This window comes from Aestuariibaculum suncheonense, from assembly GCF_014596935.1.
Classification (GTDB): Bacteria; Bacteroidota; Bacteroidia; order Flavobacteriales; family Flavobacteriaceae; genus Aestuariibaculum; species Aestuariibaculum suncheonense.
The window spans coordinates 366355-379458 of the sequence record NZ_JACVXC010000002.1 but is presented as its reverse complement, the minus strand read 5'-3'; the positions used below and the strand labels follow the sequence as shown (position 1 = coordinate 379458).

Below are 13104 nucleotides of genomic sequence, written 5' to 3'. Positions count from 1 at the left end.
TGGGGTATAGTTCCCAATTATAAAAGCCCAGAGGACATTAAACCTTATTATAAGGAAGCTGTAAAATATGGTTCAGGTTTGAATGCGCAATCCGAAAAGCTGTTTAGTCATTTCATGTATCGGGAATCCGTCATGACCAGGCGATGTGTTATCCCTGTAGATGGCTTTTTTGAGCCTCACGAACACAATAAGAAAAAATACCCTTTCTACATAAAAGAAAAGACTGATAAAGGCTTGGCTTTAGCCGGTATATATACTGTTATTGGCACTTATATCACCTTTAGTATCTTAACCAAAAAGGCCAGCCCTTTATTTGAGAAGATACACAATTTGAAAAAACGGCAACCTGTTATTCTAAGTTCTGAAAATATTGATCATTGGTTTTCTGAAAGCCTTAATGAAGAGGATGTAAAGGAATTAGTTAATTTCAATTTTCCTGAAGAACGATTAGATGCCTATACCGTAAGTAAAGATTTGTTTAGCCCTAAGATTGATAGTGATATTGAAACTATTTTGGAAAAAATTAATTATGAGGAATTAGTAGATGATTTTTAATACTTTTTAAACATTTTTTTTCAACCTCTATAAGCAGTGGTGTTTCTCGCAAAGAAAAATATATTTTATCGTTCTTTTTAATTATTTCGATCATCATAAGCGAATAATCATTATTCTCCCCTATAGAAACAGTATTAACACTTTCTTGAATCCATTTTTTATTATCAAGAAACTTCAATTCTTCTAAAAAAGGAGGTATATCATCTTTAAAAGACAATCTAAATATGCCATTTTCATTAAATTTGAATTTAGCACTTTCAAACCTTTCTTTTATAAGATTGAGCATTTTTAACTGTTCTGTTTGCTAATCTACTTTAGATGTTATGGAAGCTCTTTTAACAGTCCATTCACTAATTATTTCTATGTTCTCTATTGGTGTTTTGGTTGTGAAACCAAATAGCAATATGATGGTTTAAAAAAAATCATATATTAAATAACGGTTAGGCTATGGCTTGTGCCGGGCGGTTTTAATGCTGGTTTCGACAGGGAAGGAAGGCCAGATTGTGTTTATGAATTTATTGTTTTTGAAGTAAGAACCTAGCCATGAGCTATAGCTGATGTTGGGTTTTAGTGCATTTTTATTTCAAATAATATATTTTATAATTTGATCAATCATTTTATAATTTAATTGCATAGACTAATCTTACATTCGCATATGCTCCATTATTAAAATTAGAGTTTTCATTTAGCTGAGTTCTATCATCACCAATTGTTACAAGTGGTAATGCTAAATCAATTTTATCATCTTGATTATATTGTTTGTAACTTCTTCCTAAAGAATACCCATATCTACCTTCCACATGAATTCCACCTACAATTTTATACCTGACAAAAAAACCTAAATCAATGCTTCTTCTTTCTATATAGTCATTCTGATAAGCTTCTTCTCCTAAACGATATGAAGTTACCAATCCGAAATGATGTATTCCCAGGTTTAAATTTTTGTTTACTTTGTATTTAATTTTAGAGGAAATTGGAAGTAATCCTGACATAGACCATCTATCAGAAATTTTCCACTCCAGGTTCAACAAAGGAGTAACATTAGCGCCAAATACTTCTTGGTTATACAATACTCCATAGCCGATTTTCAATCTCTGGTGATATATTTTTTCATAAATAAATGTGCCTCCAAATTGGAAGTGTTTATTATTTATATTTTTGAAATCAGTCATTAGCCTGGGAATAAAAACTAATTGAATAGAATTGCCGTTTGAAAGTTTCTGGATCAATCCTGATCTTAAAATAAGTCCATATACATTGATTGGGTTAGCTATATCATTAGCCATCTCAATATCATTATTGACATTCCACTGCATATAGTTGACACTATTATACCAAGTTTGTTTTTCGTTCAATACAATTGGAACATTCAAATTAACCATAGTTCCTCTTTCTGTTGTTTTTCCGGTATAAGTAGATTCGGCTTCAAAAGGTTGTGGTGTAGCAAAATGTCCAGCTATTGTTAACATATCAAACGTTTCTTGAGCAGTAGCGAATGACACCGACCCAATAATCAATAATAAAACTAAAATACTTTTCATATTGACTGTTTTGAATTTTTTCAGGTTACTTCTTTTGTTGTTTTTAAAAGAATTAAACATTCAATTTAATGGAGATTTTAGCATTAAACCCAACGACCAAACTATTGAACTAAAATAAGCAATGTTTTTTAACTCAGTTCTTTGTTACCCACTGGTTTTTTAATTATTTATCTTTTTCCAAGATATTTTTTCAATTCTTTTAACATATTCTATTCCATAATTTTCCTCACGGAGATATGAATCTGAGGTCAGTTTGCCTTTTATTTTACTGTTATAAAAATCCCATGGGCTTGCTGTCATTTTCCAAATCACTCGTGAGTCTTTAAAGTAAAATATTTTCTCAATCGGAGAGTTTTTTCTTTTACCATGATAAAAATTCACATTCAATTTGGCAAAAACTAAATCCTCATTTTGATAGAAAAATTCAAACTTTTGATATGTTTTATAACCAGTTTCGCTGTATTTAATTCGGAAGGGAAGATGGTCATTTTGTTCTTTGTATAAATAATTGGCCTCCCAACTTCCATTTTTTCTAAATATACTTTTGTTAATAATTGAACCTCCTTTAATACATTCGAAGTAGCTTTTTCCGTTTTGTTAGTCAAGTCAATAACAGAGTCAATTCTTTTAATTTCGCTTTCTAGTCTACTAAACCGTTTAGATTCAAAGTTTTGACCATAAATCAAGAATGGAATAAACAGAAGTCTGATAAAATATGTGATTTTCATTGTTTTCAAACTTGTGGCTAACGGTCTCGTATAACCGTCAGTTACGAGTTAATATGCGTGATTATTCAGTATAGAACAGACTTTGGCAATTCCGATTGGATTCGGACGTAGTCGAATTCGCCGTAATTGCGGTTATACATTTTTGTAACATGTGCCATAATCATATAATTATCTCATATTCTCTATAATTTCTTTCCCTAATCCAGATGATAAGATGCTTAACAAAATTGCATAGCTTATAAAAAACCAAAGTAAACCAATTATGGTTGCCCAATACACTTTGCGCGATTTGTAAATGTCATAGATTAATAATGTAAGGAGCAATATTAAGACACCTCCCAAACCATAGATGGCTTCATTCTTCATGAAATCTTCACTAATTCGCATAAAAGAATGTCTGCCCATACGCCCAAGGGCTGGCCCTAACATAGATATAGAAGCTAAAAGAAAGAAACGCTTGTGGTTTTGTGGTTTGTTCCTATAAAGGTATCCCAGAATAATATAAGCCGAAAAAGTTAGTAGAATAAGGTTATTACCCCAAAAAAGTCCAGAAATTCCAAAAGTTGCATCATTTGTTACATAATAAATTTGTAAAGTGGAGTATATTACAAAAATCCCAGATAACACTACAGCTATAGCAAATAAGCTCCAAAATTTACCATTAGTTTTATGTTGGATTATTTTTCCTTTCAACGCTAACCAATTTTGCCATATAAATGCAATGTACCAAAGGGTAAACAAAATTGCATGAAGTATTAGATAATTTGGTAACGGTTCTCTATCAGTAAATGAACGAAAGAAGAAGTGATTTGAAAAACCAAAAAAGACAATCATAAATAGTATTATACTCATAGTGAAAAAAAATGAGTGGTCTGATATTTTCCTGCGTTTATTCATAATTCTCTCTTTGTTAAATTATTAAGCAATCTTTATTGGCATGTCTAGTCCTGAAATATGGCTACAGGTTAAACATAGTTTTAACCAACTAATTTAGCAAATACAAACCAAATAGAAAATCCGCGAGTATTTTTGTAAGCAGGCGAGTACAAGCAATGATATCTATGACATTTTCAAATTAAAATCGTATAATTTTTGATTTTTAGCCATTGCAAATATTCTATGTATCAATTTGTTTCTAATCGTGTTAATTACAGATATTTTGTTTTTTCCTTCTTCTATTTTTCGAATATAATAAACCTTTAAGTCATTATCAAGCTGTATGGCTCTCATAGCCGCCATATGTAATAGCTTCTTTATATTCTTATCAGCTAAATGTGATATTCTGGCTAAAGGTTCCTGATCTTTGAGAGAAAGGGGCAATACCATAGGCCTAAAGCAGGCTAATCAATGTATGCAACTATCCGCGATTGCTTATAACCTTAAAAAGTACCTGAAATTTATAGAAAACACAGTAAAAGTGGAGCAACAAGTCTAAGTTTTTTTTTTATCGCTTTAAAGCAGACATAAAAGGCATTTTAAGCCCTAACAAACAGTTTGAATTTAGATTGTAATCACATTCAAAAACAACAAACGCCCTTAAAATGGGCGCTTATGTATCATGTTTTTACAAAATTATGGGCTTGTGCAACGGCTACCGATGTTAGCAACTGTTTTTTATATAGTCTTCAATTTTCTTTTCATCATTCAAGTCGTAGTATTCGGATTTAAACCAGTCAATGCCAATAAACTCGAATTGCTTTCCAATTTCTTGAAGCCCTTGTTTTAAGTTTTGTCTTTCTTGATCGGTTTCTGTACTACCAGTTATCCAAATATTTTCCAACACCCCTGATTTATCTTCAATTATTACAGCGAATTTGTTGGAGCCGTAACCCAATGGTGCTTTATCTCCTTCTAAAAGTCCAACCCCTTGCATCACTACCTTTTCAATTCTATGTAGGTCGGTTTCACTAAATATTTGCACCACTTGACTAGTTGGAATTTGCCTATCAAATGTCTTGAATGGCTTTTCCCTAATTATTGTGATGTCTGTAAATCCATTCACTTCAAAATGTTCCTGTCCAAATTCGTCAATTCTTTTATTCTCATTTTTAACGAACTCTAAATTTTCTTTTGGAAGCAATTCAATCATAAGATAATCGTCTTCCCACAGATGAAGGACATCTGCATGCTCATATGGTTTTTTATCTTTTGATTGAAGTCCGAATAATTTTCTCAGGTTCATTTTAAAAGTTGCTAACGGTTTGTGTATGAGCAGTAGCGGATTATAAGCAACTACTTTTCATTTTGTAAAATACTTGATATAAAGCAAAACGGTTCAGGAAAACTCCTAAACCGCTATTGCTTATACATTTTGTTGTAGCACGTTATCTTTTTAGTTTAATATTCACTTCTTCTATTTTACCCTGAAATTGGTTAACAGAATATTCTTCGGTAACTGGTGAGCCTGTATCCACACCAATTCCAAAAGTGTCAATGCCAAATCGACCGCCTACGGTGGCTTCTAATCGACCTTCACCTACTTTTCCGTTGTTAACATAAAGAACTACAGTAGCTCCTTTGCCTACTCCACCACCATCATAAATAAAATCCACTTTGATGTTTGATAATCCATCGGGAAGTTTCTTGGACGACTTGATGGTCATGATATCGGCTTCGAAGAAGTTATACAAGAAAGTTGGGTATCCGTCTTTTACAAAAAGCGTATAACCAGCACCTAATCCGCCTATTGCATTAATGACACCATCTTTGGCACCACTTTGAGTAGTAACCATCGCTTCCATGGTCCAAGATGTATTTTTTGTGTTAGGTGCTGCTGTTTCTGGAATTCTTGTAGCTCCTTCATAGAAAGTGAATTCTGTTCTATCTCCCAAGGGTGAAGGTTTAGGCACGGCCAAACGCCCTGCACCACGGTCATCTAGAGGGAAGACATGGTACTTTTCAGCTTCTTGTTCCCAAATTGCCTTCAACTCTTCTAGTTTTTCCGGGTATTGTTCGGCTACATTATTTGATTCGGAAAAATCTTCTGCGATGTTATAAAGTTCCCATGTTTCATCTTCATACCCAGGGGCCAAATCCTGACGCCAAGGGAAGGTGTGTTGATGCGCAGCTACCCATCCTTCATGGTACAAAGCTCTGTTGCTAAAGACTTCAAAATATTGGGTAGTACGAATTTCTGGTGCATCAGCATCAGTAAAGGTGCTCATAAACGATTTTCCGTCAATAGGGCGTTGCTTGACACCTTCAACATATTCGGGCATGTCTATCCCTGTAGCTTCCAAAATGGTTGGAACTACATCTATAAGGTGCAGAAATTGTGACCTAATGCCTCCTTTATCCTTAATAACTTTTGGCCATGATACTACCATTGGATTTCTCGTTCCGCCAAAATGGGATGCAACTTGTTTCACCCATGGAAAAGGTGTGTTTCCTGCAAATGCCCAACCAATCGGGAAGTGGGGCTCTGTATTTGGGCCACCAATTTCATCTGCTTTTTTCAGATTTTCTTCAATGCTAGTTGGAATACCATTTAAGGCTTTAACTTCATTTACGGTACCTTGTAAGCCGCCTTCTGCACTGGCCCCATTATCACCCACAATGTACATCACAAGTGTATTTTCTGCATCTGGAAGTTCACTAATCGTTTTTAATAGACGGCCTACTTCATGGTCTGTAAATGCCAAGTAACCTGCAAAGTTCTCGTACAACAGAGTGTAAAATTTCTTTTCTTCATCATTCAATGAGTCCCAAAGTGGTACGTGTTCATTTCTTTCAGATAATTTAGCTTCTTGGGGAATGATACCCATTTCTTTTTGACGAGCGTAAACAATCTCTCGTTCCTTATCCCAACCATGATCAAATTTTCCTTTGAACTTATCACTCCATTCTTTTCTTACATGGTGTGGTGCATGTACTGCTCCTGGTGCATAGTACATAAAAACAGGCTTGTCTGGTGATATTGATTTTTGGATTCGAAGCCATTCAACAGCCCTATTGGTCATATCCGTTTGAAAATGGTAACCTTCTTCTGGAGATTTTTCAGGTTCAACAGGGACGGTATTCTCAAAGATTACGGGATAGTATTGATGTGTTTCTCCTGCATTAAAACCATAAAAATAATCAAACCCAAGTCCTGTAGGCCAACGGTCAAAAGGCCCTGCAGCTGAAGTTTCCCAGTCGGGCGTATTGTGATTCTTTCCGAACCAGGATGTATTAATCCCATTATACTTCATCACTTTTGCAACAGTAGCTGTAGCTCTCGGAATCATTGTGGTGTAGCTAGGATAACCTGTAGCCCATTCCGCTAAAAAACCGCTGCCAGCATTGTGGTGATTTCGACCTGTGATGAGCGCAGCACGGGATGGCCCACATATAGCCGTGGTATGAAAGCGATTATAGCGCAGCCCTTGATTCGCAAGGGAGTCTAAATGAGGAGTAGGGATTGAGCCTCCAAAGGTACTTGTCATACCAAACCCAACATCATCTAATAGTATTACAATCACATTGGGAGCATCTGCTTTGGGACTTGGCAAATCTGGCCAATCCATTTCTGAATCCTGATAGGTTCTGCCAATCTTACCTTTAAATTCGGGGTCGTCATAAGGAAGTCCTGTGGCTTCTTTTGAGTTTGACTCTTCTTTTTGGGTTTGTTGACATGCCGTCATCATAAAAAGACAGGCAAGAACAAACAGATGAAATCGAATGGTTTGTTTGACTCTCATAATTTTAGTTTTAATGTGCTACAACGGTTTGCATATGGCTTGTTGCGGAAAATCAGTTATGATTTTCCGTTGTAGTACTAAGATAGCAAAAAGTTATGAATTTCCGCAGGAAATTCAGCCGCAATGAGCTATACATGTTGTTAGGGCTGGCCTTTAATTTTTGATGTTCCTAAGTGCTTTCCTAAATGAATCAACAGATCTGTTCACATCTTCCTCTGTAGTTGCCCAGGAACAAACACTAATCCTGATAACATTACGTCCTTCCCAACTGGAACCACCAACCCAGCATTCCCTCATTTCTTGTATCTCTTTAAGAACTTTATCTGTTAATGTATCATTATCACATTGCACAAGAACTTGATTATAAACGACCTGATTCAGCACATAAAAACCCTTTTCTGAATTCAATAATTCAGCAAATTGTACAGCCCGTTTGTGTAAATTATGTATCAGTTCTTCTATACCAGTTCGGCCCAGATATCTCAAAATAGCCCAAAGTTCAATAACTCTGCTTCTTCTTGACATTTCTGGTGCGTAATACATGCCATTTCTTTCATTCTCATTTGGCAGATAAGCAGCATTTATATGTAGAGAGGAAATTAGTGCCTCCTCATCGGTACAAAATATAATACCAGAGTCGTAAGGCGAGTTTAATGTCTTATGTGCATCAACTGCCCAGGAACTTGCATGTTCATACCCGGCAGTAAGAGGTTTGAAATGCTGCGTAGCACCCGCCCATAGTCCAAAGGCACCATCTATATGGATCCATGCCCCTTGTTCTTTAGCTTTCTTACAAATTAATGCAAAGTCGTCAAAAGCACCAGTGTTTACGTTTCCTGCCTGTAGAGATAAAATGGTGGTATTATCAAGTTCAGGAATTTTATCTGCCAATATCCTTCCCTGGTCGTCAACCTCCACTAATTCAATATTGTCAATTCCAAAACCAGCCAGAGAAATTGCCTGCAGCATGGAGGAATGAACCTGTCGGCCAGCTACAACCCTAATTTTTGGGGCATTAAATAGTCCTTTTTTAGTTACGTCCCAGTTCAAATTCTTTAATATCCGATATCGTGCTGCAGCTAAGGCGCAATAATTTGCTGTCGAGGTGCCGCTTACAAATCCAGCTGTCGTTTCACTCGGCAATGAAAGCAGTTGGACAAGCCACTTCTGAACAACGGTTTCTAATTTTGAGGAGATGGGAGAGCTCTGGTATACTGTTGCATTTTGATCCCAAAATGTTGCCAGGTTTTTTGCTGCCAGCCCCACTGGAATAATTCCACCATGAACAAAGCCAAAATATCTACCGCCAATTTGAGCTGTTGTCCCGGGAGCTCCATACCTATTTAAAAGGTTTAGTGTTTCAAGAGGATCCCCGGAATTTTCCGGAAAATCTTCCTCCAATATAGAAAGATCATTGAGAGCACTCCTGGAAGGATATACATTCCTGTCAAAAATGCTTCTGAGGTAATCAATGCCAAAGGATTCCGCTCTGTGAAAGAGTTCGGCATCTTTCAGTTCCAGGAACATTTTACGCTGTAATGAATTGTCTTCCTTCATTTTTTTAATTAAAGTGGTTAGCCCTAACGGTTGGGCTATGGCGCGTTTTTATGCGCTATAGCTATTGTTGTAGGTTGTTTTTATTATTTAATAAATCAATTAAAAAGTCACAAAGAGACATTGTTGCATTTACTGATAGCTTTGCATGATGTCTTTTAGTATTAAAGTTGTTAGCGTGTCTGTCACCCGCATTATTACTTAATCCAGCAAGGCCATTTATAATTGAATCTAAACCTGATAATACTTGAATGACATAATCTGGTAAAGTGGATTTGTCAAGGTCAATTTGTAGAGCTTTTTTAGCTCTACCCCACAGTTTTAATAAGTTGCCATCATTTTTCACTTCATTATTTTCAAGAGTCTCAATAATGTGTATAAGGATAGCCTCAGTAAGACTCCGGGAATTTGTGATTGCCCCATTATAGTCTTCATTAGCTATCTTATTCTGACATTTTTCAATTTGTTCTGAGATAAACTTATGTCCAATTTTTTGTGTTGACTCTGGCTCGATAAAATTGCCCTTGGTATCTATGATCTTGTATACTCCAGAAGTTTTTGATAATTCAAAACCATCATATTTAATCAACGAATTAATTTCATTTTTAATAGTTTCTGCTAAATTTTCATCTCCTCCAAACCTACGAGGGTCAACAAAGTTTTCTAAAATTATTCTTAATGAATCACTTCCATTAGATTCAACAATCTTTTCAGTTGAATATTTCCATCTTGAAGGAAAGCCTTCGCCATACACATCATCAAATCCACATTCGTTATAAAAGTCCACTAATTGCGGTCCACTTAAATATGGGGATGAATGTGTATCACCTGCTATAAGGGTGCCAAGTTGTTTGGTTATTTTGTTTGATATTTTCATTATGGATTATTATGGACATTCAATAATCTCCGTTTGTTGAATTCCTGTTAACCTATAACAAGAATTGTCAACATTAGTATATATCAAATCAAAGGATTGCTGGTACATTTCATTATTGTTTAATTCTGCTTCTGTTGCCGCAGCAATTCTCGTAATTTCATTTATATCAAATTCAATTATTTCTACAAGTTCAATTTGATTAGGTGGAATATGAGGTCTGTTTATAATGTTTTGTAAAGGCATTGTCGGTTCATTAGATTGCATGTCAACACTTATCTCTTGAGTTAAGAAATTATTTAGAATTTGAGGCAATCTTAAAATAGCAATTCTATTTTCAGCATATATTTCAGGAAGTTGACCAATGGCAATCCCATAAAGAATCCCTCGGTCGTTAGTTCTAGAAACGAAAATTCTTCCATCCCTTGGTCTTAATCCATTTTGCTGAATCATATTTTCCCATCTACTCGCTAAAGTGATATGATAAAAGGCTACATTTTCTTGCGTTAGGAATTCTCTCATGATTTTTTTATAACCTACAACAATTGGATAAACGCAATTGTGTTTATTTCATTTATAAATACAACGAATATAAGGTAATTACTTAATTAGTAAAATGATTATTCGTACAAATACCCAATTTATAGATAAACTAATTCTTGAGTTTCGATATCATAATAGGGACGTCGACCAAATTGGTCAAAAGACAAATTATTAACAGGAAAATATCTAGCACCAGCAATTAAAGACTTTAGTTCTAAAATATCTTTTTTGGTAGCTGCTTTTTTTCCTTCTGGGGTTAACAATGATGTAATGCCATTTGCTAGTAAATTTCCAGCTGTAGAGTTACCAACTCCTGCCAAACTCATGGTTTCTTTTTTGGGTGTATTTTCCTGTGTAATTTTAGCAACTGATAAGCTTTCTTCTGAAAGTACAGGCAAGATATTCTTCACCTTTTTTGCATGGTGTGCTTTATTACGACAGGTGTCGCTGCAATACTTTTGAACACGACGTCTTTTGGGTTCGAATTCTTTAAAACAATACTTGCATGTGTAAAATCTACTTTCCATAATTTAGCGTAAAATAAACGTTTGTTTTATGTATAATACCGTTGATTTTGGGTGTTATTTCAACTTTTGGTGACATTTGTAACCTTATTTATGATTAATATTAAACACCGATTCCAGTAAAAAAGCGTCGGCATCAGCATCACTAATGAGTTGTGGCTTTTTTGTTTTTTTCGCTTTTAGTGTCGTTTTCTTAATTGGTTCAGAACCGATTTCATTGACATTAAAACCACCCGTTTTTTCCTTAAATGGGCTACCCGATATAAAACTTGAAAATTTGGTTTTAATCTCTGTATGATGTTTTAAAAAAGCATCTTGTTGTAGCTTAAAAAGTGTAGTAACATTATCCGATACATCTTTAAAATACTTACTTAAATTCACATACATTAAATAGGTAATGTTAGTGTGAATATCTAGGTGCTCCCAATATTTATTCATTAAAAACTGAAATTGGCTTTCTGTTAGTTTTTCTTGTGCATCTATAAGTAAAAAGACATTTTCCTCGAATAGGTTACATTTTGTTGCTATTTCAACTCTGTTGAATTTAGTTTCATTCGTGGTTATCTCTTCTTTACGGTTTCTAAAAGCTATAGTATTTGTAGCTTCAGCAGGAACCAAATCTTTAAACTCCGTTTGTTGGAACTCATTATATATCGTATCTGGTATATAAAATAAATAGGATCGTGTGAGATTATCGCGTATAGTAGTAAAAATACCGTTCATACTTTACTTTAATAAATGTGAATAATCATCCGGAATAGCAGCATCAATACTACGTAAATACTTTTCAAGTGCATCCATAGTAGAATGACCAGTAATATGCATAATCCTGCTTTTTACTTCATTTGGTGGATAATCAGTAATTAGAGATTGATACAACTTAGTGATAAAAGTATGCCTGAAACTATACAAACCATAGTTTTTATCTAAATTGAAATGTTCTTTGACTACCTTTTTAAAACGCTTTGAGAAATAGTTCCTTTTATTATTTTCTTCTGTATCCCAGAAATCACCAAATTTATCCGGGGTGAACAAATAACTATTTGCATCAAAATCATTTAAATCTGGAAGTTCTTCAAGCAACATATCCGGAATACGTTTTGTTTCTAAGGCGTTGGTTTTCGATTTAAATTTTATCAAACTTTCAGCAACATTAATATCCTTTATTTTTATTCTACAAACCTCGATAGGCCTTAAAAAACCATAGGCTACAAACTGGATATAGAGTAGGAGTATAGGGTCTTCCTTTTTTAGATAATCAAAAATTTCAGTTTGGGTCGTTTTAGAATAGGTTTTGTGACGTTCAGGCTTGGTCTTTAATGCTTTTATATTCTTCACCGGATTAGAAGTTATGATATCATTATCCTCCATAGTTTGCATTAAAGCCCCGAGATTGGTTCTATGGTTATTGTAACTTCTTGCACTGGTATTAGAAAGTACATGACTAAGGAAAGTTTGAATTAACGCCTTATCAACTTGGTCTATTGTTTTTATGTCTGGGTTTGATTCCTTAAGCCAGTCCATAAATCTATTCGCATGAAACCTATAATCTTTATGGGTCCTGTCACTAATGACATTCTTTTTAAAGTCTAAACTTAAATCGAAAGCTTTTTCTACTGAAGGTGCACTAGAACTCTTTTCAACCTTATCCGTTGTAGTTTCTATCTTTTCCTCAGTAGTTACAGAAGTAGATTGAACTTTTGGTGTCGCTTTACTTTTCGGTTCATGTAGTTTGGAAGCTTGCGCTTTTTCCTTTTCGAATAAGGCTTCGTTATTTTCAAAAGGATTGTAGCCTTTTTTTAGAAGAATAATCAGTCGTTTTCTATAAACGGTCAGAACGGAAAGCCTATCTTCTTTCTTTTTATACGTATTGGCTATACCGTAAATATTTTTCATTCGCTCTAATTTACCGGTTTCAGGATTGCGAAATGAAAAATAAACATACCAACGCTTGTCTAAATTGCCGTTAGCTGTATAGATTTTTGGGGTTGAAAATTGGGGTCTTTTACTCAAATCGTGTTCCAAATCGTGTTCAAAAACGTGTTCACTTTTGAAATCAAATGTAAGAAATTCATTTAGATAAGACATAAAAAAAACGGTTTAGAA

The 13104-nt window shown here is 34.7% G+C and carries 12 protein-coding genes; 1 reads left to right on the top strand and 11 read right to left on the bottom strand.

Features of this window, described 5'->3' with window-relative positions; genetic code table 11:
- The coding region (locus ICJ84_RS07295) for an SOS response-associated peptidase (protein ID WP_188215713.1) at window positions 1-555 on the top strand (555 nt) is incomplete at its 5' end.
- Here the strand turns inward: ICJ84_RS07295 and ICJ84_RS07290 are convergent.
- The 11 genes from ICJ84_RS07290 to ICJ84_RS07240 all read right to left on the bottom strand — a co-directional run bounded on the left by ICJ84_RS07290 (window position 524) and on the right by ICJ84_RS07240 (window position 13086).
- On the bottom strand, window positions 524-841 hold the full coding sequence (locus ICJ84_RS07290) for a hypothetical protein (protein WP_188215712.1): 318 nt from the start codon (window positions 839-841) through the stop codon (window positions 524-526). The two genes, ICJ84_RS07295 and ICJ84_RS07290, sit on opposite strands and share 32 nt — an antisense overlap.
- Window positions 842-1172: 331 nt before the next feature.
- Entirely contained in the window at window positions 1173-2096 is a 924-nt protein-coding gene (locus ICJ84_RS07285; protein ID WP_188215711.1) for a DUF6268 family outer membrane beta-barrel protein, read from the bottom strand.
- 896 nt (window positions 2097-2992) lie between these two features.
- Window positions 2993-3676 carry a hypothetical protein gene (locus tag ICJ84_RS07280; RefSeq protein WP_188215710.1) on the bottom strand — a complete coding sequence of 228 codons (684 nt, stop codon included), beginning with the start codon at window positions 3674-3676 and terminating at the stop codon, window positions 2993-2995.
- A 748-nt stretch (window positions 3677-4424) separates the two neighbouring features.
- Window positions 4425-5006: a hypothetical protein gene (locus tag ICJ84_RS07275; RefSeq protein WP_188215709.1), complete on the bottom strand. Its 582-nt coding sequence runs from the start codon at window positions 5004-5006 to the stop codon at window positions 4425-4427.
- A 142-nt stretch (window positions 5007-5148) separates the two neighbouring features.
- Window positions 5149-7503: an arylsulfatase gene (locus tag ICJ84_RS07270; protein WP_206688686.1), complete on the bottom strand. Its 2355-nt coding sequence runs from the start codon at window positions 7501-7503 to the stop codon at window positions 5149-5151.
- 153 nt (window positions 7504-7656) lie between these two features.
- Entirely contained in the window at window positions 7657-9060 is a 1404-nt protein-coding gene (locus ICJ84_RS07265; RefSeq protein ID WP_188215708.1) for a pyridoxal phosphate-dependent decarboxylase family protein, read from the bottom strand.
- 61 nt (window positions 9061-9121) lie between these two features.
- Window positions 9122-9934 carry an abortive infection family protein gene (locus ICJ84_RS07260; protein WP_188215707.1) on the bottom strand — a complete coding sequence of 271 codons (813 nt, stop codon included), beginning with the start codon at window positions 9932-9934 and terminating at the stop codon, window positions 9122-9124.
- 9 nt (window positions 9935-9943) lie between these two features.
- On the bottom strand, window positions 9944-10453 hold the full coding sequence (locus ICJ84_RS07255) for a hypothetical protein (RefSeq protein WP_188215706.1): 510 nt from the start codon (window positions 10451-10453) through the stop codon (window positions 9944-9946).
- A gap of 119 nt (window positions 10454-10572) precedes the next feature.
- Window positions 10573-11001, bottom strand: coding sequence for a hypothetical protein (locus tag ICJ84_RS07250; protein ID WP_188215705.1), 429 nt, complete (start codon window positions 10999-11001; stop codon window positions 10573-10575).
- Window positions 11002-11085: 84 nt separating this feature from the next.
- Window positions 11086-11721 (bottom strand): hypothetical protein, encoded by a 636-nt coding sequence (locus ICJ84_RS07245; protein ID WP_188215704.1) that lies wholly within the window; start codon window positions 11719-11721, stop codon window positions 11086-11088.
- A 3-nt stretch (window positions 11722-11724) separates the two neighbouring features.
- Window positions 11725-13086 carry a tyrosine-type recombinase/integrase gene (locus ICJ84_RS07240; protein ID WP_188215703.1) on the bottom strand — a complete coding sequence of 454 codons (1362 nt, stop codon included), beginning with the start codon at window positions 13084-13086 and terminating at the stop codon, window positions 11725-11727.
- Window positions 13087-13104 lie beyond the last annotated feature (18 nt).

Excerpts from the sequence above, each read along its gene's own strand:
- ICJ84_RS07290 (WP_188215712.1), bottom strand. The coding sequence starts at position 841 with ATGCTCAATCTTATAAAAGAAAGGTTTGAAAGTGCTAAATTCAAATTT.
- ICJ84_RS07285 (WP_188215711.1), bottom strand. The coding sequence starts at position 2,096 with ATGAAAAGTATTTTAGTTTTATTATTGATTATTGGGTCGGTGTCATTC.
- ICJ84_RS07280 (WP_188215710.1), bottom strand. The coding sequence starts at position 3,676 with ATGAGTATAATACTATTTATGATTGTCTTTTTTGGTTTTTCAAATCAC.
- ICJ84_RS07275 (WP_188215709.1), bottom strand. The coding sequence starts at position 5,006 with ATGAACCTGAGAAAATTATTCGGACTTCAATCAAAAGATAAAAAACCA.
- ICJ84_RS07270 (WP_206688686.1), bottom strand. The coding sequence starts at position 7,503 with ATGAGAGTCAAACAAACCATTCGATTTCATCTGTTTGTTCTTGCCTGT.
- ICJ84_RS07265 (WP_188215708.1), bottom strand. The coding sequence starts at position 9,060 with ATGAAGGAAGACAATTCATTACAGCGTAAAATGTTCCTGGAACTGAAA.
- ICJ84_RS07260 (WP_188215707.1), bottom strand. The coding sequence starts at position 9,934 with ATGAAAATATCAAACAAAATAACCAAACAACTTGGCACCCTTATAGCA.
- ICJ84_RS07255 (WP_188215706.1), bottom strand. The coding sequence starts at position 10,453 with ATGAGAGAATTCCTAACGCAAGAAAATGTAGCCTTTTATCATATCACT.
- ICJ84_RS07250 (WP_188215705.1), bottom strand. The coding sequence starts at position 11,001 with ATGGAAAGTAGATTTTACACATGCAAGTATTGTTTTAAAGAATTCGAA.
- ICJ84_RS07245 (WP_188215704.1), bottom strand. The coding sequence starts at position 11,721 with ATGAACGGTATTTTTACTACTATACGCGATAATCTCACACGATCCTAT.
- ICJ84_RS07240 (WP_188215703.1), bottom strand. The coding sequence starts at position 13,086 with ATGTCTTATCTAAATGAATTTCTTACATTTGATTTCAAAAGTGAACAC.